We start from the raw sequence: 22,687 nt of genomic DNA, 5'->3' as shown, positions 1-22,687 counted from the left end.
TTATGCCCTTTTTTGTTTTCTTCTTGCTGTAATAAGCTTAACATTTTCTATAATTTTTTCTTTTGTCAAATCAATTTCTTGCATAAGTTCCTTCACACTTCCATGTTCAATAAAGCGGTCAGGAATTCCCATTCGCACAATTCGATTTGTATATCCATGATCACTAGCAAATTCCAAAACAGCACTACCGAATCCACCCTGTAACACAGCTTCTTCTACTGTAATGATTGGAATGCCTGATTTGAATAAATCATGCAGCATTGCCTCATCCATCGGCTTAATAAAGCGGGCATTAACCACTTGTACGTTGAGATTTTCTTTTTTCAAATAATCAGCTGCCTCTAGTGACATACCAATTGTCGTACCAAAGGTCAAGATGACAGTATCTGTACCATCTTTTAACACTTCCCAAGATCCAATAGGAATTAACTGAAGCTCTTCATCCATTTTTACACCAAGTCCATTTCCTCTTGGATATCTAATGGCAATCGGACCATCATCATATTGAAGAGCAGTATTTACTAAATGTTGACCTTCATTTTCATCCTTCGGCATCATCAGCACCATGTTTGGAAGATGTCTTAAAAAAGCGATATCAAATACTCCTTGATGTGTTTCACCATCTTCTCCTACAAGTCCTGAACGATCAATTCCGAAGAATACATTTAAGTTCTGGCGACAAACATCGTGAACCACTTGATCATATCCTCTTTGCAGAAACGTTGAGTAGATGGCTAAAAACGGCTTCATTTCTTGAGTTGCTAGCCCTGCAGCCATGGTGACAGCATGCTGTTCAGCAATTCCGACATCGAACATTCGATCAGGAAATTCTTTTGCGAATTCCTCCAACTTGGATCCTACTGGCATTGCTGGAGTTATTGCTACAACTCGCTCATCTTCCCTAGCAAGTTTACGGACCGTTTCACTGATTACACTACTCCATGCAGGTGGACCACCGACAGGCTTAAGGAAATCACCAGTTTCGATTTTATATGGTCCAGTACCATGCCACGTACCGATTGTATCAAGCTCGGCAGGTTGATAACCTTTTCCTTTTTTCGTGACGACATGAATTAGAACTGGGCCTTCCGTTTTTTTAGCGTATTTTAGGTTTTCAATAAGCTCGTGATAATTATGGCCATCAATAGGTCCTAAATAGGTAAAACCAAGCTCCTCGAAAAACATCCCACTAACAACTAAATATTTCAGACTGTCTTTGATTCGTTCAGCAGTTGAAGCTAATTTTCCACCAACTGCCGGAATTTTTTTCAGTAATACTTCTAATTCATCCTTTACCCAGTTGTACTTACCAGCTGTACGCATTCTACCTAGCGCACTATGTAAGGCTCCTACATTTGGGGCAATAGACATTTCATTATCATTTAAGATGACGATCATGTCCTTTTTTTCATGTCCGATATGGTTTAGTGCCTCAAGTGCCATTCCGCCAGTTAAAGCTCCATCTCCGATAATAGGAATAACATATTCATCTGTTCCTTTTATATCACGGGCCGCCGCCATTCCCATCGCACCGGAAAGAGAGGTTGAGGAATGCCCAGTTTCCCAAACATCATGTTCACTTTCATTACGTTTTGGAAACCCACATAGACCCTTATATTTACGCAATGTATCAAAATCACAGGCTCTTCCTGTCAAGATTTTATGAACATATGCCTGGTGTCCGACATCCCATAAAAATTTATCCTTTGGGCTATCAAACACTTTATGAAGAGCAATAGTAAGTTCAACTACGCCAAGATTTGGCCCAATATGCCCTCCAGACGTGGATAATTGCTCAATTAAAAAATGGCGAATATCTTCACTTAAGCTCTCTAATTCCGGAATGGACATTTTCTTTAAGAACTGCGGATTTTTAATCTTTGTAAGATCCAAGAGGGATCACTCTCTTTCCTTGCTATTTTCTCTTTCATCTTTCGACTGATGGGACCATTGATTTTTTTAATCCATATTTAAAAATAGCCGCTAACACAGGTGTGATAACGGCGATAGCTATAATCCCATATTACAATGCATTGATTACTTCCCAATATTTATAAGCTTTTGTTCCATTATAGACTTTTACTCCGTCGATACCAAAATATAAGGTAGATGTGGTAATAACTTATAATTATCCTCCACATAAGGAGGAAGCCACTACTCAGCATCTATTAGTATCATTTATCATAACACAATTTAAGGGAATGCTCAATTTTCGCTCGGATAATTGTCGATTAATGGTCCCTTCTAGCAATATGGTCACATAGCTGATTTAATAGGTCTGCTTCTAAAGGAAGTTGTGATAGCAACCTTTTCGCTTCTTCGATATGAAAGGCCAATTTTCCTTTCGCACCCTCCATCGTTAGAAGAGCAGGATAGGTTACCTTATCATTGAGGGTATCTGATCCTACCGGTTTGCCGATTTTCTCAACTTCGCCCTCGATATCAAGTATATCGTCACGTATTTGGAATGCTAGACCTAAATGATCCGTAAACAATTCCAGCGTTGCGATTTCCTCTTCTGAGGCACCTGCGAGGATAGCACCAGAAATTATACTAAATCCTAATAATTTACCTGTCTTATTACGATGTATGTATTCTAGCTCTTGAAGAGAAAGTTTTTTGCCCTCGCCCTCCATATCTGCCACCTGTCCCCCAACCATTCCTGTTGGACCAGCTGCTTTCGCCAGCTCTTTTATTAAAGTCACTACTTTTATTGGCTCTACTCCTTCGTTTAACAGTTGTTGCATTATTTCAAAACTGTATGTAAGTAATGCATCACCAGCCAATATCGCCATGTCTTCCCCAAAAACCTTATGATTGGTAGGTTTCCCTCGCCTATAATCATCATTATCCATACTTGGGAGGTCGTCATGAATCAAAGAATAGGTATGAATCATCTCAATTGCACACGCAACAGGGACACCTATTTGCTCCGATTTCCCGTATGATTTTAGCGTAGCCAAGACCAATAACGGACGAAGCCTCTTACCACCTGCTGAAATCGAGTACCTCATAGAGTCCAACAACACTGGCGGGGCATCTATTTTCGCAATATGAGTAAAAAGAGCATCTTCCACAAGCTTTTTTCTTTCTTGCATAAAAGTTTGTAAATCCATTACCTGTGACAATTAATTTTCATCCTCCTGTACAGAGAATGACTCCAATTCTCCATTGTCTTTTAAAATTTGTTCCATTTCTTGTTCTACATTAGTCAGTTTATCATGGCATAGTTTGGAGAGTTTCATGCCTTCTTTATAAAAGGAAATGGCCTCTTCCAATGGTACATCTCCTTCTTCAAGCTTTCCTACTATTGTTTCTAGCTCTTGCATTGCTTTTTCAAAAGAAATTTCTTTTTTCACACTCATTATGTCCTCTCCTTTACAGCTTGTATTTCACAATCTAACTGGCCGTCTTGCAAGTGAACTTGGATTGTATCTCCCTTTTTGGCTTGTTTCACCTGTTTAATTATCGTTCCATCTTCTTGATATACTAGACTGTATCCTCTGTTCATAATCTTCAGCGGACTCAATGCATCTATTTTTGCCAACTTGTTTTGAAACTCCCATTGCTTTTGTTTCAGTGCTTGCTGCATGAGTTGTGTAAGCAGCTTTGTCCTTTGTTCTAAATTTGCCTTTTCAAGTTCCCATTGTTTTTTAGGATGATTTCGTAAAAGAAACCCAGCTAGCTGCTCTAATTTCCCTTGCTTTTTTTCGACCATCCGTTTCATTGCTGCATCCAAATTATCTAGCAACCGATCCAAATCTTGCTGCTTTTGCGCATAAAGATTTTTAGGAAACCTAAATGCATAGGATTTTTGTAAGGTCATGAGCCTGTCCTTATAATGTCGCATCAACTTATTAGACGATCGATGTAACCGGAATGTTCGATCTGTGAGACGCTCCATTAGCTCATGAATATTGGGAACAGCTAGTTCGGCTGCTGCGGTTGGGGTGGGTGCACGCATGTCTGCCACAAAATCCGCAATTGTAAAATCCGTTTCATGTCCAACAGCAGATATAATGGGGAGTTTAGCAGCAAATATCTCCCTTGCGACAACTTCTTCATTAAACGCCCATAGCTCTTCTATCGACCCACCACCACGTCCCACTATAAGGACGTCTATTCCTGGCAGTTCATGGGCTTTTTGTATAGCCTTAACGATTGAAGGTGCAGCATTCGTCCCTTGGACTAATGCAGGAATCACAATAATTTTCGTTAGTGGATAGCGCCTTTTCAATGTTGTTATGATATCTCTCACTGCTGCACCTGTTGGAGAAGTTATTACACCAACAGCATGTGGATACTTAGGAAGTGGTTTTTTAACTTCAGGTGAAAATAACCCTTCTCCGGCAAGTTTCTTTTTTAATTCTTCATAAGCTAAAAATAAGCTACCCACTCCATCGGGCTGCATTTCTTTTATGTACATCTGATAAGAACCACTTGCTTCATATACTGTAACTTCACCACGAACTAGCACCTTCATACCTTCTTGTGGCTTAAAAGCAAGGTTTTTATTTTGTCCCGAAAACATTACGACTTGCAGGCGGGCGTTCTGATCTTTCAAGGTAAAGTACATATGTCCGCGGCTATGCTGTTTAAAGTTGGAGATTTCTCCCTTTAACCATACATCCTTCATATGTGGATCCACATCAAATTTTCGTTTTATGTATTTGGTTAGGGCAGTAACCGTTAAGTATCTTTGTTCACTCATTAAAGTTACTCCTTTTTATAAGATTGCTCATCATATTTCACATGAAAAAAGACGGAAGAACCAAATGTTCTTTCCATCTTTAAACATACCATATTAACAAGAAAACGTCTTGTTTTGACTTGCTTCATTTTGAGCAGATTCCAACGTATTTTGGAGAAGCATTGTAATGGTCATCGGACCTACTCCCCCAGGAACGGGTGTAATGTAACTCGCCTTTTCTTTTACCTGATCAAAATTAACATCACCACAAAGTTTTCCAGTTTCAAGGCGATTCACTCCGACGTCAATGACAATGGCACCTTCTTTGACATAATCAGGTCCAATTAGTTTCGGGCGCCCTACAGCAGCAATCAATATGTCCGCCTGTTTCGTTATAGAAGCAAGGTCTTTCGTTTTTGAATGACAATATGTTACGGTAGCATCTTCATTTAATAACAATTGGCCAACTGGCTTCCCAACTATATTACTTCGACCAATTACCACTACATGTTTTCCGGAAATGGATATATTCAATGATTTAATCATTTCAACTATTCCATAAGGCGTACAAGGGAGAAAAGCCTTTTGATTAATCATCATTTTTCCAACATTAACAGGGTGAAATCCGTCTACATCCTTATTTGGAGAAATGTATTCAATTACTGCCAACTCATCGATATGTCGCGGCAGAGGCAATTGAACTAATATTCCATGTACAGAAGCATCATTATTGAAAAACGTTATACGTTCCAGCAATTCTTTTTGAGTAATGGTGCTAGGATACTTTTCCAAAATACTCTTAATTCCAGCTTCTTCACATGCTTTTTGCTTCGCCTTCACATATGATTGAGAGGCAGGGTCATCCCCTACTAAAATAACTGCCAAACTAGGTTGGATACTTGTTTCCGTATGTAGCTTATGGACCTTTTGTTTAATAGTTGCTCTTTTCTCAGAGGCAAGATCTTTTCCCGAAACGATGATTGCTGCCATAGATAGCTCCCCCTTATCACAGTAACCTTGGTTTATTTTTCTAACGATGTTTTCACCTTAGATAATACAGCATTGATAAATGAGCTTGATTTGTCATCGCCAAATACTTTGGCCAGTTCAATAGCTTCATTCATACTAACATTTAAAGGTATATCTTCTACATACTTCATTTCATATGTAGCTATTCGTAAAATGGTACGATCAATAGTACCCAATCGATCAAGTGACCATTTCTCGAGATGGTTTTTTAGTATGGTATCAATTTCCGCTTGATGTTCTTTCGTACCGTTTACTACATCTTGTAAGAAATCATCCGTTTTTTCTCCATCTTCCAGTACATTTATGATAGCCTCTTCTGCCGAGATATCACTTAAATCCATTTGGAAAACCGCCTGTAATGCCTTTTCTCTTGCTTTACTTCTTTTCATTAATTGGTCTCCTTATCGTGCCTTTAATTAGTATAAAAAGATAATAGCACATTTTTTTCTAAAAACACATTGTTTTTAATCGATATTCCACTAAAAAACAAACAAAACTTTTTAATTCACTTTGAAACGTTCGGATTTAAGCGTTTTCATTACACGCTGGGGGAGCGTTATCATCATATCCGATATTACTTATCATTATTCTTTTATAGGAAATAGAAAGCGAATTAAATTTTACCTAATAGAAAGCATTAAAACAAGTTGAAATGATAAAACAAAAAATGTAGGCACTCAATTGTTGAGAGTGCCTACAAGTTCTAAGGGAAAATTAAATTTCCTGTTCAACTTCCACTTCATTCTTTTGTGTTTCAAACTGAACACCAACCACATGGATATTGACTTCTTCCACTTCAAGTGCAGTCATATTCAACAATGCTTGGCGAATATTATCCTGTACTTTTTGTGCAACAGTTGGAATAGAGATGCCAAACTGCATAACACAGAAAACATCTACTTTAATTCCTTCTTCAGAAAGGTCTACTTTCACACCTTTTCCATGATTTTTTTTCCCAAGTCTTTCAGCTACACCGGCAGCAAAGTTTCCACGCATTTGCGATACACCGTCCACTTCAGAAGCAGCAATACCAGCAATTACCTCAATTACTTCTGGCGCAATTTCCACTTTCCCAAGAGAATTATTATTCTCCATTTCTAATAAGTTTCTTTCGCTCATAATATAACCTCCTTCAAGAAATTAGGAATTCATGACATCATATTTCTCAAGAAATTTAGTATTAAAATCCCCATCCTTAAACTTTTCGTGGTCCATTAACTTTAAATGGAACGGTATCGTCGTATGTACACCTTCAATAACAAATTCACTTAGTGCACGTTTCATTCTCGAAACCGCTTCTTCTCTTGTCGCTCCATATGTTATCAATTTGGCAACCATGGAATCATAATAAGGAGGGATAGTGTAACCCGGATAAACGGCTGAATCCACCCGTACTCCCAATCCACCTGGAGGAAGGTACATGTCAATTTTCCCTGGTGATGGCATGAAATTCTTTTCAGGATTCTCCGCATTGATACGGCACTCGATTGACCACCCATTAAAAACAACCTCTTCTTGGCTAATGGATAATCTTTCTCCTGCTGCAACTTGAATCTGTTCTTTGATTAAGTCCACACCTGTTACCATTTCTGTTACTGGATGTTCCACTTGGATTCTTGTATTCATTTCCATAAAATAGAACGTTTTATTTTGATAGTCATATATAAATTCTATCGTACCAGCACCTGTGTAGTCCACCGCTTCTGCCGCTTTTACAGCAGCGTCACCCATCTTAGCGCGAGTTTCTTCATCCAATACTGGTGATGGAGTCTCTTCTACAAGCTTTTGCAAACGTCTTTGGATCGAACAATCACGTTCACCTAGATGAATCGTGTTTCCGTGACTATCAGCAAGAACTTGAATCTCTACGTGACGGAAATCTTCAATGAATTTTTCCAGATAAACTCCTGGGTTTCCAAAAGCTGTTGAAGCTTCCTGTTGTGTGATGGAAATGCCCTTTTTCAATTCCTCTTCATTTCTTGCCACACGGATACCTTTCCCGCCACCACCGGCAGTTGCTTTAATAATAACTGGATATCCGATATCGTTAGCAATAGACATTCCATCATCAATATTCTCAATGATTCCTTGTGAACCAGGTACTATTGGAACATTCGCTTGTCTCATCGTTTCCCTTGCTACATCTTTCGTACCCATCTTACTTATCGCCTCAGGACTCGGCCCTACGAACGTAATATTGCATTCTCTACATAGTTCAGCAAAATCGGAATTCTCTGCTAAAAATCCATAGCCCGGGTGAATGGCATCAGAACCGGTTAATTTTGCTACACTGATAACGTTGGTAAAATTTAAATAGCTATCCTTGGAAGCAGTAGGTCCAACACAATACGCTTCATCAGCAAGTTGTACATGAAGGGACTCTTTATCCGCTTCTGAATAAATCGCTACCGTTTCGATATCCAATTCTTTGCAAGCACGAATAATTCGCACTGCAATTTCGCCTCTATTCGCAATCAATAATTTTTTAATCATCAATGTCTCCCCCTCCTTATACTGTTTTTACAAGGAATAAAGGTTGACCATATTCCACTAACTGGCCATTTTCCACCAATACCTCTACTATTTCGCCCTTCACTTCAGCTTCAATTTCATTGAATAGCTTCATAGCTTCCACTATACATACAACCGAACTTTCAGAAACTTTGTCCCCTGCTTTCACATATACATCAGCGTCAGGGGAAGGAGAAGAATAAAACGTACCTACCATTGGAGATGTAACTTTATGTAGGTTTGCATCTTCCTGTTTTGGAGCTTCTTGAACTGGTGTCGCGTCACTTTGTGGAGCAACTTGAGTTTGTGTCACAGGCGCTGGTGCTGATTGTTGTTGTGACAAAGTTGGCACCTGTACTACTGGCGTAGCTGGTTGAGCGTTTACAACTGTTTGTTCATTGTGCTTTTTCAAACTAATTTTTGAACCTTCATTTTCATACGTGAATTCATCTATATTGGACTGGTCAATCAACTTGATTATTTCTCTTATTTCTTGAATCTTTAACATCGATCTTTCACTCCTCAGGTTATTTTCTTATGCTATTTTTTGTAATTATGTACAAAATAGTTCATATTCATCATACGATACAAGCAATAGAAATTCAACTTTTAAAATAGTAATAGATGTTATTATCTGGTGCTAAATAAAAACACTGGTGAGACGGGTGATTTGTTAAAATTGATAGGAAGTATTTGGTTACCGCCAACCATAAAAGGGTACTGAAGGATTTGCCGAATGTACTGCTTCTAATTGCATGAACTATTATTATTGTTAATATATGAATACAATTTCAAAGTGATGGGTGCTAGACTATTATTGTCTTTTGATATAGGAATTTCCACCATACTATATTTTTGTTAACGAACCAAGAATATTTTAGCACTCTCAGAAAGTTTCTGAAACCTTATAATTTGTTAAAAGGAATATAGGTGAAAATGTCGGATTACTTTTCAAAAGAAAGGAATTGATGCCATTGATAGTTGTAAAGGAAAGAAAACATTCGTTAAACATCCAAGTGTTGCAAGCATTACTCAGACGGCTGCCACCTACCCACCTGCCTACGAGCATATTCAAAAGGATTACGGAATAGCCATGGCTGTTTATAAAGGAGAAGAGTCCATTGATTACTACCTTGAACTCTTACCAGAAACGACAGAAGAAGTACTTATTTTTCATGACATACGTTTACCATTTAAAAATTACTACTTTAAATCTTCAAATCTAATTATGGGAGTTTCCATAACTCTCCCAATATTTGTCCGAAAAATTTTTAGAGTGAAAAATTTCCACCCTCAAATACTAAAAAACACTGGCCCCCTCAAAAAGAGAACCAGTATTTCAGCAAATCTATTTATTCTTCTGTATCCTTTTCAGATGGACTAAATTCTAACGCGAAGTTTTCATTGCGGACTTCATTGAATTCTTGGCGGACCATGTGATAGATATCGTTTGCCATTTGTGCCGTATGGTCTTGTGCTTTGACAGCTACCCAGATTTTCCCATCAGTAACACGAACTAGTACATCTTGGATTTCTTTGTGTGAAGAGCGGATTTGTGTTTCAAGGGCAAATTCTTTTTCTGATACACTTGCTAATTCATTTAGTTGATCAGCAGCTTTCGAGATTTCTTCTGCCGGTAGGTTTGTGCTTGCCATGCGATCATTTAATTCAGCTCGATGAGCACTGCGGAGATTATCGAGTTCATACCGCATTTCTGCAAATGTGTCGTCTGTAGAGATGTACTTTACGACAGCACTGTCATCGTCTGAAGCTTCCGCACCTTCTGTTCCTTCCTCTCCATCAGCATCAGTTGCGTCTCCATCATGGCCTTCGTGATTTTCAGCTGACTCATTGTTAGTGTTTTGTTCAGTTGGGTTAGAAGCCATCTGTTCGTTTGCTTTTTGATCACCAATAAAATAGTAGGCTGAAAGAACAAATACTAAGCTTAGCATGGTTAGTAACCAAACTGTTTGTTTTTTTAATAACATGGATTATTCCCCCTCGGATTTTTTGGGTAGGACTGCCACCTTATGCTGCGGGACGTCAAGCACTCGTGTGACTGCCTCCTGGATCATTTTTTTAACATGTATATTTTCAGCGCCCTTTGCTACTATCAGAACTCCTCGGATGACTGGTTTTTTCGTTTCAGAAATGACCGGGATTTCTTGATCGTTTTTTCTGATTACGAGGACTTGTTCGTTATTAGAGGTATCTGTGACTTCACGTTTACCACCTTCTTTATCCGTTTCTGTCGTAGTTTGTTCGGTGGTTGTGCGGTTCTTCTCGAAAATTTTTTGTTCTGTTGCATCCAGGTTGACGACAACGGATACTTCATTTACCCCAATAATCTTTTCGAGTGCCTCTTTTAATTGATTTTCAAAACTCGCTTCATAATCAGAGATAGTAGAAGGTGCGTTGGCATCATCACTATGTCCAAATACTGGCTCCTCATCTGTCTCTTGTTGTTTCATGGTTGGAAGTATTCCGCTACCTGGCGCCTCTGATTGATCTTTTCCAAAGAAAAGTGTGCCAAAGAGCATGAAACCTACACCTAAAACGAGGACTACCATCATGTATTGGTATTTCCCTTTTTTATCCTTTGACTGATTGAATAGCAAAGACTTTAACCATGGTATAAAATCTTGATTTTTCTTTACCACCTTGTACTAATCCCCCCCTTCCACTGCTACTGAAATGATTGTTGGTTGTAGTTGCCAGCGATCTGCTAGGAAGCTTACTACTTTTCCTTCTTCTTTAGTAGAAGAAGCTGCTACGTTCGGTCTGGAGGTGTCAATATTAATAGGTTTTACCGCAGTAATGGCTGTTTCCTCTTTTGCTTTTTTTAATAAGATTACGACAGATTCAATATTTTCTTCTAGCGGCATATCGGTCAGTTTGTTCTCGTTTTTAACGACAATATTAAGGTCTTTTACTGTTAAACCATAGGTCTCTCTCAACTCCCCCTCCACATCTTCTTGCATTAGGACAGCCCACTTATCTAAAATGTATGCAGCATGAGAGGCTTGTATTTCTTTTTTCTTCATTTCTATTAATTTTTCTGTAGTTTCTTCTTCGGTGTGGGATGGTAGGGTTGCCATCTTTGCGAATAATTCATCCATATCTGAGGAAAGAAGCTTTAATATCGGCGTTAAAATAACAACTATTAACAACAGTCCGATAACTAGCTTCGTATACTTTTGCATAGCTGAATTTGGCAAAAGCATTTCCACTACTGTGGCTAGTAGAATAAATAGGATAATACTTGTAATCCATTCTGTTAGCATGTCCATTATGTTTCCCCCTACCTGACCATGACCGTAATATTTCCTGCAGCAATGATGACTGTAATACTTAAAAAAAACATGAAAGACACAATAGCAAGTGCGGCAAATATATAGATAATGCTTTTTCCGATAATATCGAGACAAGCTATCACAGGGCCACCGCCAAGGGGTTGCAAAAGTGCTGCTGCAAGCTTATAGATAATGGCAATAGATAGTATTTTGACAGCTGGGAATGCAGCCAAAAGTACCAAAATGGCAACCCCGAGGATGCCAACCGTATTTTTTAGTAAAAGAGAAGCTGTGATGACAGTGTCGGTAGCATCAGTAAACATCCTACCAATTACAGGGATGAAATTTCCTGTTACGAACTTTGCCGTTCGTATTGCGATACCATCAGTGATTGCAGCCGTTGCCCCTTGTACAGAAATGACACTAAGAAATACTGTTAGATAGATTCCAAGGATTCCTATGCTGATATTTCGTAAAAGCTGGGCAAGCTTTGTTACTTTATAATGCTCGCTTAAGGTGCTTACAATGCTAAGTATTGCAGCCAGAAATAGTAAGGGAAGTACCACATACTGGATAAGGAGTCCACTAGTATTCATTAGAAAAAGAATGATAGGATGAAAAAATGCTGCTGATACAATTCCTCCAGAAGAAGCAATAAGCGCAATCAGTAGTGGGACAAGGGCAATGATAAATCCAGTCATAGCACTTATTGCCTCTTGGGTGTAGGAGATCACGATGTGGAAGCTGTTGAGTGCGATGATAATAAGTACCATGAAGACAACAGCATAGGCAACCTTGCTAACTGTTTTTTGCTCAAATGCATTTTGCAAGTTTTGTAGAAACATACTGAAAATGGTTAGTAAAATAAGGCTTCCTAGTAATTTGCCATTTGCGAGGAGCTCATGAAAAAAATATTTCACAAAGCCTTTAGTCCATTCGTTTAGTGAAAAGGACTTGTCCCCTTTTACAAATTCCATAAATGAACCTTTTTGGCTTTCTGGTAAAAAACCACCATACTCGTCCATCACCTCTTGCCAATAAGCTTTTATGTCATCAACATCGATTCCTTCTATTTGATCTGTGACCAACTCGGATGGGGATTCGGGAGAGGCTTGTACTTTTTCTAATGGTATAAAGAGTAGGATGAGCACAACTGCAATTAATGCAAGAAAATATTTCATTTTGGAAAACTCCCCCTCCCGTTGTTAGGATGGAATAAGATTAATAATGGTTTCAATAATGACTGTTAGTATCGGTATTGCCATTGCAAGAATTAATATTTTCCCGGCCAATTCTATTTTTGATGCGATTGCCCCTTGACCCGCATCTTTTGTAATTTGGGCCCCGAATTCCGCGATGTAGGCAATTCCAATAATCTTTAGAATGGTTTCAACGTAAATAAGATTTACGTTTGCGTTTAAAGCAATTCTCTCCAGCATCCGAATCACTTCGAAAACTTGATCTACTAAAAATAAAAATATGGCACAGCCGACGAAAACAACTAACATAAAGGCAAAAGTGGGCTTTTGTTCTTTGACTACTAAAGCCAAAAAAGTAGCAATTAATCCGAGACCTACAATTTGGAGGATTTCGATAGGTCAACACTCCTTATCATTGGAACAGGAATACCGATTTAATTTTTTTAAACAGGTCGTCCACAATACTTGCAACCATAAATAAAATATAAATAAATCCAAGCAAGGTAACCCAATGTGCATACTCTTCTTTCCCTAGTTGCTTTAAAACAGTATGCAAAAAAGCAACGATAATACCTATTCCTGCTATTTTAAAGATGATATCTACTTCAATGCCCATGAAAGCTCCCCCTAAATGTACTGATTAAATATGGTTTTCTATGCATAACTCGCTTTTGCTTCAAACAGATAGAAAGTTTTGCCTTACATTAAGATAATGACAATCAAGAGCCCCGATAGGACTCCAAGACTTTTTACCATCTGTTCATAACGGGTTTGTTTGTCCCGTGCATCCAACTCTTCACGCTCCAAATGAGTTAGGGCAAGCTGGATATGCTTTTGCTGGGTAAGGCGATCATGTTGTCCAAGGGTCTCTCCAAATTGCTTCATAATCTCTATTTCTGCCTTTTTGTAAGCTGTAGAGCCCCAAATCTCATCCAAACTCTCATTCCAAGCAGTTCTGACAGTTAACGATGACTTTTCTAATTTATATGAGAAAGTCTCAAAAAATGTGGAAAGTGGCTTATTAAGTTGGTTGCTGATATTCTTAGCTGCATCTGCCAGAGGGGTATGCCCGTACATGATTTCAGCCTCTAATGATTGCAGGGAGACCTTTAATTGTCGTAATTGCTTAGGTCTTTCAGTTAAATGTCTGGCTGCCTCAAATCCCCCCCAAGAAGTGGCAATGATGATGAAGACTGCTCCGAGTAATTTGATCATGATTTCTCACTCTTTCCGTTATAAATCTCCTCTCCAAACTCGTTCACAATTCGTTTAATAGTTCCTGGCCCATCGCTTCTCGTCAGTTCTACAAATCTTTTCACTGCACGCAAGGAAAGGATATCTTTCAAGCTTGGTCGATTTTTCACGTCTTCATAGGAAAAGGCATGAACGGACATTAGTAATCCAACACCAGCATGTACTGCTTCCACAGCAGCCTCACTATCTTCCAATCTACCAATTTCATCTACCACTATGACATCTGGACTCATGGAACGGATCATCATCATCATACCTTCTGCTTTCGGGCAACCATCTAATACGTCTACTCTAAAACCAAGGTCATGCTGTGGAACACCGCTCACACATCCGGCAATTTCTGATCGCTCGTCCACTATTCCCACTTTGCATGAAGCAATTCCGCTCATCTTTTCTCCTGTACTCATAAATCTAGCTAAATCTCTTAACATAGTTGTTTTTCCGGTTTGTGGTGGTCCAATTATCATGGTGCTTAACCACCTTTTATCATATAAATAAGGAAGTAAAGGGGCAGCAACTCCGATCTTTTGCTTTGCAATTCTAATATTAAACGAAGATATATCACGGATAGCTTTTACTTTACCTGCCTCTGTTACCACTTTCCCTGCCAAACCAATCCGGTGGCCACCTGAAATAGTGATGTAACCTCTTTTTAATTCTTCTTCAAGAGCATAGATAGAATATTTACTTATTTTATTTAAAATATACATCCCATCTTCCGCACTTATTGTATAGGATGGAAAATATGGTTTCCCACCCACAATCAGCTCCAAAGGGCGATTAACTCGGATTCTGATTTCCTCCAACTTTTCTTTTGTTTGTATGGGTAATTTATCCAAGATTTCCGACACATTTGCAGGCAGGGCTTTACTAACACTTCCGATCATACAAGTCTCCTTCTTGTCCTTTTCTTACTTAAATGTATGCATGCATGGCCATTTTATAACTCATTTATAAATACCGAATAGAATAAACCCTACCCCTATGGCAATAAAAATCATTTTGGATAAAGAAACCTCATTTGCCATACTGATAAGGCCAATCATCATTGTAGAAATAAATATTAATGGCCCAACAATCGCGAGCATTGAATTGACGACGATGGCTTTTTTTACATCATTTAAGCTCAGCATGATAATTGCAGCCGTTATTTCTAATAAACCGGAAAAAAGGCGTAGTCCAGCCATAGATAAAACAGTTTGATCAATATGAGAAAGAAATTTTTTCATTCCTATTAAATCCTCCCTATGCACCACTCATTAGTACAACCTATGCCGAGAACAAGAAAAGAATGAAAAAAAGCGGAAAAACAGCTTTGAAAATTGCTGTTTTCCGCTTTTTATCTTTGTTTATAATACGTTATCCCTAATGCAAAAGCTAAAACGAGACCTTTGACGATATCCATCGCATAATATGGAACTGACATCATTACAAGTCCATTCTGCAAAATTCCTATTAATACTGCTCCGATAAACGTGCCAAAGGCGTTCGGCTTTCCTGCACCAAGTACAGCAAATCCAATGAATGCCGCTGCTACCGCATCCATCAAGTATGGAGTACCAGCATTTATCTCAGCAGTCATAATTCGAGAAGCAAGAACGATACCCCCTATTGCTGCAAAAAGTGAAGAAAGTAAATACGCCGCAACTTTATACTTGTTAACAGGTATTCCTGATAATCTGGCAGCCTCTTTATTTCCACCGATTATGTACATGAACCTGCCATGCTTTGTATACGTTAAAAAGATATGGACGACTGCGACAATTATCAGCATGATAACAATAATCCATGGAACCTGCCCAAACTTTTGAAATAATGGACTGATGGTGCCTGATGCAAATGTTCCATCCGGCATTACCATGTTTTGTGATATAGTGGAACCTTTCGTATACGTTAAGGCAATACCTTGGATAATGAACATGGTCGCGAGTGTCAAGAGCATATCAGGGATTTTGAGTTTTACGATCATAATAGAGTTAAAGATACCAACTAACAGTGCGGCTAAGATTGCAGAAAATAGTGCTACCATTGTGTTTTGTGAGAACCAGACAAACATCGATATTACTATTGCATTTGATAAAGATGCAACAGAACCTACAGACAAATCAAAGCCATTAACCGTTAAAGATATGGTTATTCCAATTGCAATAATGGTGACAATGGAGATCGACCGTAAAATATTGATAATATTATTAGATTGTATAAATGCTGGATTCACTAAAGCAAAAACAGCAATTAATACAATAATCGTAATGATGGTCCCATACTTATACAAAAAATCAAACAGTTCAAAGCGAAAGGCTGGTTTTGCTTTGTTTTGAACTGGAATCTCTACTTTCATTATTAGTTCCTCCTGTTGAATAAAATAGGATCTCCTCTTCCGTAGTTTTAGCTGTTTCAAGCTCTTTGACAATTGTGCCATCATACATGACATATACTTTGTTTGTAAGTCCCACTATTTCGGAGAGCTCTGCAGAAGCGTAAATAATCGCCTTTCCCCGGTTAGCAAGAGCAGTAATTAATTGAAAAATATCTTTTTTGGCTCCCACATCCACTCCCTTAGTTGGTTCATCAAAAATATAAATATCTGCTTCAGCAACGAGCCATTTTCCTATGGCAATTTTTTGTTGATTTCCTCCAGACAACGTATGTACACTTGTATTACTTGTAGTGATTTTGATGCCTAATTGTTGAATCATTTCTTCCGCTTTTCTTCTCTCTGCTTTTCTATCAATAAAATGAAAGATATTAGTAAGGGAATGCAAACTTGATGCAGTCAAATTGACAGAGGCAGACTCATACAAATTGATACCTTCCTTTCTTCTTTCCTCTGGAACTAATGCTAAGCCAAGTTTCACGGCTCTGTAGGGACTACTGATTCTGACATGTGCTCCGTTTATCGCAATATCTCCTTTCGTAATGTGTGAACAACCGAAAAGTGCTTTACAAAGCTCTGTTTTCCCTGCCCCTACAAGCCCAGCAATCCCAACCACTTCACCTGCTTTTACCTCCAAGGAAACGTCTTGAATGAAATGGTCACTAATACTGTCCACACTTAGTACAATTTCATCTAGATGATGATTTAAAGGTGGAAATTGTGTTTCAAGTTTTTGACCTAGCATGGACTCCACGATTTCTTCTGCCTGAAGATTGCCCATGTTACTCTCCTTCACTACTTTCCCATTGCGCAACACCGTTATTTCATCACATATTTCCAATATTTCAGGAATGCGGTGTGATATAAAGATTATGCCAACCCCATCGTTCTTTAAAGCTCTCATAATGGTAAAAAGTTCATCGGTTTCCCGGTTACTTAAAGGTGCAGTTGGTTCATCTAAGATAAGGAATTTGCACTTTGTGGACATGGCCCGCGCTAAAAGAACCATTTGTTTTTCCGCAAGTGTAAGACTGTTTACTTTTCTTTTTGTGGAAATCGAAATGTTTAGTTTCTGTAAATGCTTGGCAGCTTGACGGTGTACTTCTTTCCAGTTAATCCATAGTTTATTACTAGATTTTTGCACCGTTTCTTGAAGCATAATATTTTCTACAACTGTTAATGGAGGTATAAGGGCAGAGTCCACTTCCTGGTAGACAATTTGAATACCCAATGCCTGTGAATCTGCTGGCGATTGTATAGAGACAGATTTTCCCTCTAGCAGCATCTGCCCTTGATAATGATCATTGGCGCCAGCTAATACCTTCATTAATGTGGACTTTCCAGCACCATTTGCACCGACTAAAGCATGTATGCTGCCTGATGTTGCGGTAAAATCCACATTAGATAATGCTTTTACTCCTGGGAAATCCATACTAATATTTCTCATTTGCAAAATGGATCCTGTCATCTTACTTACCTCCTTTTTAGAGAATCGCTAGTGTATTGTTGGTTTTTCCCTAACAATGATACTTACAATAAATCAAACACTCTCTCATTTTGAGAGAGTGTTAACAGATTATGAGACTTATTTCTTATCGTGTTCTTTCAAGTTTTTCATCCAGTCTTCTAGGAATGCATCAGATTCTCCCCAACCTTTTACCACTTCGGAAAGATTGCCCATATTCACGGCTTCTTTTGATTGCTGAAGCTCTTCTTGACCAATGAGCGATGCTTCTAAGTCAAAAGTTTGAGGAGTTTCTTCTCCAGCAATCTTTTTTGCTATTAATCTAAGGTTTATAGCACCAATCAACTTTGGATCCACAGCGGCCGTGTATTTCCATGGACTCCCTTCTTCACTTATCTCTTGGAGGTCCGCATTGGAAACATCAATTCCATAGATTTTAATTTCTTCTCGTCCAGCCTCTTTTAATGCTCTGGCAGCACCAATTGCAAAAGCATCCCAAGTTGCAAAAATCGCATCAATGCTTCCTTTTGGGTGTTTGTTGAGCATTGCCGCCACAGCGTTTTGAGTTTGTACGGAAGTATCCGCTGCAGCTACTCCAAATCTTTCAACCTCATTAATTCCTGGATTATTATCAAGCACTTCTTTATATACATTATTTCTTCTCACCATTGGTGGAAAGCCATCGACCCAAAGATATACAATATTTGCTTCCTTGTTAAAATCCTTCACAAGTTGATCTAATGCAAGTGAAGCTAACTCTTCATCATCTTGAGAAGTTAAGGTAACACCGTCAATCTCGACAAGCTCTTCAATCGAATCAAATGTCACTACTTCTTTACCATTTTCCCGCAGCTTTTGTACCCCTTCCACTGTAGCTGCATCATCTCCATGGGAGATAATCACTCCGTCATAGTCTTGATTTATCGTTTGATTGATCGCATCGTGAAATTTAGCACTATCACCATTTGCGGTGAACACATCTACAGTGAAACCAAATGATTCTCCTTCCTCTTTTGCCCCATCTAAAAATTGAGCAGTATGATCATCTCCGCCAATTTTTCGAATTACTTTTATTTTTGCACCTTGTCCATCTGCAAATTTCTCAGGCACATTTTCAATTGGCCCTTGTAGTTTATTTGCAGCCGTATTTCCTTCTGTGTTGCATCCTGTGAGTAACAATGTTGCCGCAGTAATGGCTACTAATCCCTTTTTGAATGTGTTAAAAAACATGTAAGAACTCCCCTTTTTACTTAATGTCATTCTTTTTCCAAAATAAAAAACCTCTCCAGATAAAGAGAGGTTTACGTTAGCATTCAAAAATAATAGACTCGTCCCTCTCTTATCTCTCAAAACATACTTGTTTTGCAGGATTTAGCACCAATTCCAAACGGAACGGTTGCTGGGCGTCATCGGGCCAGTCCCTCTGCCACTCTTGATAAGAGATCATAATATTTAGTTTTTTAAAAGAATTTAGTATTACTTTACTCCCATAAAGAAAATGTGTCAATGGGTTAATGGAAATTTGAAATAATTTTGTTATAGCTTTTCGAGCGACCGAAAATCTGAAACCATCAGCCAATGACGTACACTCTTGCTTCATATGGTTTTAATGTGAAAGCAGTTATGTTATTATGTGCTGCAACCTCATAGTTTTGCAGACGAAGAGATGCTGAAGAAACTTCTACTTTTCCAAGATCAATAAATGCCTCTTTAGCACTTATATTACACAAAACAAGTGCAAGCTTATTGTCAAGTGTTCTCGAGTATCCATATACTTGTTCATCTTCTTCCAGTAGGAGGTTGTATTCTCCATATACAAAAATTTCCTCTTTTTTACGTAACTGAATCATGTTCCGATAAAAACTTAGAACCGATTCAGGGTCATTCCACTGTTTTTCAACATTAATGGTCTTATAATTTTCGTTTACACCCATCCATGGTGAACCAGTTGTGAAGCCACCCTTATAACTGTCATTCCACTGCATTGGTGTGCGGGAATTATCTCGGCCTTTAGCCCAAATAATTTCCATGACCTTTTGTGCGGCTTCCTTCCCTTTCACGCTTTCAATATTGTAAAGGTTTTTCATTCCAACATCATCATAGTCATCGATACTATCAAACTTCACATTCGTCATTCCAAGTTCTTGGCCTTGATAAATAAATGGCGTCCCTTGCATCAAGAAATAAAGTGCACCTAAAGCCTTGGCACTTTCCACCAAATATTCCTTGTCATTTCCCCATGTTGATACAGATCTTGCCTGATCATGATTTTCAAGAAAAAGTGCATTCCAGCCATTACCTTCTAGCCCTTTTTGCCATTTAGAAAGCGTCTTTTTCAATTGTCGAAGATCCACGCCACCTTCTGTTCCTTTTTCCCAAAGTCCCAGGTGTTCAAATTGGAAAATCATATTAAACTTCCCATTCTCTTCTCCAACCCATTCATCTGCCTGATTCAATTTTACTCCATTGGCTTCCCCGACCGTCATGATATCATAACGCGCAAACGTTTGCTCCTTTAGCTCTTGAAGGTGCTTCTGAATTCCTTCAACGTTCATCATATAGTCAAAAGAAGGAACATAATCTAACCCGTTGGGATTCGGAAGATCTGGAAACCCTGGCTCTTTCTTAATATGAGAGATAGCATCTACGCGGAACCCGTCAATTCCTTTATCCAACCACCAGTTAATCATGTCATATAATGCAAAACGAACATCTTTATTCTCCCAATTAAGATCTGGTTGTTCTGTTGCAAAAATATGCATATAATACTGATCAGATTTCTCATCATACTGCCATGCAGATCCATTGAATATACTTTCCCAGTTGTTCGGCTCTTTTCCGTCCTTTCCATCTTTCCAAATATACCAATCACGTTTTGGATTATCTTTTGAGGATGCTGATTCGATAAACCATCCATGTTGATCACTTGTATGGTTAATAACTAAGTCAATTATCAACTTCATTTCTCTAGTATGGACTTCTTCTAACAACTCATCGAAATCCTTCATTGTACCAAAGTCCTCCATGATATCCTGATAATTACTAATATCATAGCCATTATCTACATTTGGGGACTTATACATAGGGCAAATCCAGATAACATCTATACCTAATTCTTTTAAATAATCTAATTTAGAAATAACTCCTCGTAAATCACCTATCCCATCACCATTGGAATCCATAAAGCTTCTTGGATAGACCTGGTATGCAACCGCTTCTTTCCACCATATTTTATTCAACGTTGCTACACTCCTTTATCTTAACACTCACTCGTTCAAATTTATTAATTTGCGTAACCGTTTGCACAACTTCTAAAAAAAAATATGCCTGAATTCAATCACTACTTTACTATACCATCTTTTTCATTTATTTCAACTTAATTTAATATGGAGTGTACTGCATGGTTATTGGTTTTTAATCATGAAATTATACCTTTGGGTAATAATAACGTGAAGGAATATTTTAGGAGGAATATAGTTTGAAACTTAAATGGATTTACATAGTTTTTGTCTTCTTTTTCATCATGTCCCAAGCTCCTTCTGTGGACGCAGTTGAACAGCCAAAAGTAGCATATACAAGATTTAATTCCTTATGGGTTTTAGAAAAAAATCATGAATTAATTATTCATGAAAATGCTAACATCGGTAAGTTTAATTGGTCATTTGATGGAAGATGGTTAGTTTATGAAGTAACTCCCTTTGACGGAAAAGATACACAGCCTCAAATTTGGTTATATGACACACTAGCAAAAAAGACTTTAAAATTGAAAATAGATGGTCATTCGCCGGCATGGAATCCACATGACCAAACATTTGCTTTTTTAAGTGATTCTATTTTATGTGTTGTTGAGGTGAAGGATGGTGGGCCAATCATCCATCAGTTGACAGGAGGAGTTTCCAACTTTACTTGGGATGGAGATGGCACAAATTTACTTGTTTCTGCTAGTGCATCATTGTTTCCTGATGGTTGGAGTCATCCAAGGCTATATGAAGTGCACTGGGGACTGGAAAAGAAAAAACAAGAATTGGATGTGAAAGTAACACCTTTACATACCATTTCTTCTCCTTTAAAATATGAGGACCTTTCCATCTTGGCTATTGATGTAGAGAACTTTACTTGGTCAAATGATGGGAAAAGCTTAGCCATGACAATCACCCCAACCGCATCCTGGTCAGAAGACAGCAATATGCTTTCAGTCTATGTAAAGGAAAATAAGCTTTTTATTCCTCTTGGGGAAATATTAAATGTTCCCAACTGGGTTAAGTGGGCACCTAATAAACCACTCCTTGCATCCATTCAAGGGGGTGGAAGATTACACGGTGTTGTAAAAAACAAAGTACTAACAACAAACACCATCATTCCGAATTATAAAAAGGTCCATACACCAAAGGGGTATGCAGATATAAGTTTTGACTGGCTAAATGATGAGCAAATAGTAGTTGCAAGAGGACCTGAATCAACTGAAAAGGCAATAAAATATCGTTCTTCTCTTTATCTAGTTGATCTAAAAGAAAAAGAAGCAGTCAAGTTGATAAATACTCCTAAAAATGCATCTGACTCTGAACCTCATACTTTGAATGAAGGAACAAAACTTGCCTGGATACGAGAAGATTCCGATGGAAAAAGACATATTTGGATAGGCAGATCAAACGGTCAAGATGCAAGGTTGCTAGTTGAAAATGTTTTAGAGGTTAACTGGTCTAAGGAGTTAGAGAAGTAACAGATACTAAAAAAATGCCCCCATTCACTTCTGAGGGCACTGAAAAACTCCAATATTTATTAAAGGCAGTTGAAAGTTAAATGAACTTTCAGCTGCCTTTTTATTTTATAATATTGTTATCAAATGTATGTAGGTGGTATCCAAGTGAT

Annotated in this window: 23 protein-coding genes and 1 riboswitch; of the genes, 1 reads left to right on the top strand and 22 read right to left on the bottom strand. The window is 38.2% G+C overall.

Annotated elements, in window-relative coordinates; translation table 11 throughout:
* The 22 genes from dxs to LRP81_RS19735 all read right to left on the bottom strand — a co-directional run bounded on the left by dxs (position 1) and on the right by LRP81_RS19735 (position 21,057).
* Entirely contained in the window at positions 1–1,893 is a 1,893-nt protein-coding gene (gene dxs / locus LRP81_RS19840; RefSeq protein ID WP_230504385.1) for a 1-deoxy-D-xylulose-5-phosphate synthase, read from the bottom strand.
* 338 nt (positions 1,894–2,231) lie between these two features.
* Entirely contained in the window at positions 2,232–3,116 is an 885-nt protein-coding gene (locus tag LRP81_RS19835; protein WP_230504411.1) for a polyprenyl synthetase family protein, read from the bottom strand.
* Positions 3,117–3,128: 12 nt separating this feature from the next.
* On the bottom strand, positions 3,129–3,365 hold the full coding sequence (locus tag LRP81_RS19830; protein WP_317987104.1) for an exodeoxyribonuclease VII small subunit: 237 nt from the start codon (positions 3,363–3,365) through the stop codon (positions 3,129–3,131).
* Positions 3,365–4,711, bottom strand: coding sequence for an exodeoxyribonuclease VII large subunit (xseA, locus tag LRP81_RS19825; RefSeq protein ID WP_230504383.1), 1,347 nt, complete (start codon positions 4,709–4,711; stop codon positions 3,365–3,367). Before xseA ends, LRP81_RS19830 begins: the two co-directional genes overlap by 1 nt.
* A 93-nt stretch (positions 4,712–4,804) precedes the next feature.
* Positions 4,805–5,680, bottom strand: coding sequence for a bifunctional methylenetetrahydrofolate dehydrogenase/methenyltetrahydrofolate cyclohydrolase FolD (folD, locus tag LRP81_RS19820; RefSeq protein WP_230504381.1), 876 nt, complete (start codon positions 5,678–5,680; stop codon positions 4,805–4,807).
* Between the two features lie 32 nt (positions 5,681–5,712).
* Complete coding sequence (gene nusB, locus LRP81_RS19815) at positions 5,713–6,108, bottom strand: transcription antitermination factor NusB (RefSeq protein ID WP_230504379.1); 396 nt, start codon at positions 6,106–6,108, stop codon at positions 5,713–5,715.
* A gap of 325 nt (positions 6,109–6,433) precedes the next feature.
* On the bottom strand, positions 6,434–6,838 hold the full coding sequence (locus LRP81_RS19810) for an Asp23/Gls24 family envelope stress response protein (protein ID WP_230504377.1): 405 nt from the start codon (positions 6,836–6,838) through the stop codon (positions 6,434–6,436).
* Between the two features lie 21 nt (positions 6,839–6,859).
* Entirely contained in the window at positions 6,860–8,212 is a 1,353-nt protein-coding gene (accC, locus tag LRP81_RS19805; protein WP_230504375.1) for an acetyl-CoA carboxylase biotin carboxylase subunit, read from the bottom strand.
* A gap of 16 nt (positions 8,213–8,228) precedes the next feature.
* Positions 8,229–8,738 carry an acetyl-CoA carboxylase biotin carboxyl carrier protein gene (gene accB, locus LRP81_RS19800; protein WP_230504373.1) on the bottom strand — a complete coding sequence of 170 codons (510 nt, stop codon included), beginning with the start codon at positions 8,736–8,738 and terminating at the stop codon, positions 8,229–8,231.
* A gap of 844 nt (positions 8,739–9,582) precedes the next feature.
* On the bottom strand, positions 9,583–10,218 hold the full coding sequence (locus tag LRP81_RS19795) for a SpoIIIAH-like family protein (protein ID WP_230504371.1): 636 nt from the start codon (positions 10,216–10,218) through the stop codon (positions 9,583–9,585).
* Between the two features lie 3 nt (positions 10,219–10,221).
* Positions 10,222–10,890: a stage III sporulation protein AG gene (gene spoIIIAG / locus LRP81_RS19790; RefSeq protein ID WP_230504369.1), complete on the bottom strand. Its 669-nt coding sequence runs from the start codon at positions 10,888–10,890 to the stop codon at positions 10,222–10,224.
* Positions 10,891–10,896: 6 nt separating this feature from the next.
* Entirely contained in the window at positions 10,897–11,520 is a 624-nt protein-coding gene (gene spoIIIAF / locus LRP81_RS19785; protein WP_230504367.1) for a stage III sporulation protein AF, read from the bottom strand.
* A gap of 11 nt (positions 11,521–11,531) precedes the next feature.
* A complete protein-coding gene (gene spoIIIAE, locus LRP81_RS19780; RefSeq protein WP_230504365.1) occupies positions 11,532–12,704 on the bottom strand; it encodes a stage III sporulation protein AE in 1,173 nt (390 codons plus the stop codon).
* Positions 12,705–12,728: 24 nt separating this feature from the next.
* Positions 12,729–13,118: a stage III sporulation protein AD gene (spoIIIAD, locus tag LRP81_RS19775; protein ID WP_230504407.1), complete on the bottom strand. Its 390-nt coding sequence runs from the start codon at positions 13,116–13,118 to the stop codon at positions 12,729–12,731.
* Positions 13,119–13,134: 16 nt separating this feature from the next.
* Positions 13,135–13,338, bottom strand: coding sequence for a stage III sporulation protein AC (gene spoIIIAC, locus LRP81_RS19770; protein WP_230504363.1), 204 nt, complete (start codon positions 13,336–13,338; stop codon positions 13,135–13,137).
* Positions 13,339–13,421: 83 nt separating this feature from the next.
* Complete coding sequence (spoIIIAB, locus tag LRP81_RS19765; RefSeq protein ID WP_230504360.1) at positions 13,422–13,937, bottom strand: stage III sporulation protein SpoIIIAB; 516 nt, start codon at positions 13,935–13,937, stop codon at positions 13,422–13,424.
* Complete coding sequence (spoIIIAA, locus tag LRP81_RS19760) at positions 13,934–14,863, bottom strand: stage III sporulation protein AA (RefSeq protein WP_317987103.1); 930 nt, start codon at positions 14,861–14,863, stop codon at positions 13,934–13,936. The genes spoIIIAB and spoIIIAA overlap by 4 nt, the downstream gene beginning before the upstream one ends.
* A gap of 60 nt (positions 14,864–14,923) precedes the next feature.
* Positions 14,924–15,205, bottom strand: coding sequence for a YqhV family protein (locus LRP81_RS19755; protein WP_230504358.1), 282 nt, complete (start codon positions 15,203–15,205; stop codon positions 14,924–14,926).
* A gap of 110 nt (positions 15,206–15,315) precedes the next feature.
* Complete coding sequence (locus tag LRP81_RS19750) at positions 15,316–16,317, bottom strand: ABC transporter permease (protein ID WP_230504356.1); 1,002 nt, start codon at positions 16,315–16,317, stop codon at positions 15,316–15,318.
* The gene (locus LRP81_RS19745) at positions 16,265–17,821 is read right to left on the bottom strand and encodes a sugar ABC transporter ATP-binding protein (RefSeq protein WP_230504354.1); all 1,557 of its coding nucleotides are present in this window, start codon (positions 17,819–17,821) and stop codon (positions 16,265–16,267) included. Before LRP81_RS19745 ends, LRP81_RS19750 begins: the two co-directional genes overlap by 53 nt.
* A gap of 117 nt (positions 17,822–17,938) precedes the next feature.
* On the bottom strand, positions 17,939–19,048 hold the full coding sequence (locus LRP81_RS19740; protein WP_230504352.1) for a sugar ABC transporter substrate-binding protein: 1,110 nt from the start codon (positions 19,046–19,048) through the stop codon (positions 17,939–17,941).
* Positions 19,049–19,154: 106 nt separating this feature from the next.
* Positions 19,155–19,260, bottom strand: a riboswitch (SAM riboswitch).
* Between the two features lie 129 nt (positions 19,261–19,389).
* A complete protein-coding gene (locus LRP81_RS19735; RefSeq protein ID WP_230504351.1) occupies positions 19,390–21,057 on the bottom strand; it encodes a glycoside hydrolase family 13 protein in 1,668 nt (555 codons plus the stop codon).
* A gap of 239 nt (positions 21,058–21,296) precedes the next feature.
* Here LRP81_RS19735 and LRP81_RS19730 point away from each other — a divergent pair, with 239 nt between their 5' ends.
* Positions 21,297–22,538 carry a TolB family protein gene (locus LRP81_RS19730; RefSeq protein ID WP_230504349.1) on the top strand — a complete coding sequence of 414 codons (1,242 nt, stop codon included), beginning with the start codon at positions 21,297–21,299 and terminating at the stop codon, positions 22,536–22,538.
* Positions 22,539–22,687 lie beyond the last annotated feature (149 nt).

Source organism: Sutcliffiella rhizosphaerae (assembly GCF_917563925.1).
GTDB lineage: Bacteria > Bacillota > Bacilli > Bacillales > Bacillaceae_I > Sutcliffiella_A > Sutcliffiella_A rhizosphaerae.
The sequence above is the reverse complement of the archived record's forward strand: the minus strand, read 5'-3'. Positions and strand labels throughout refer to the sequence as shown.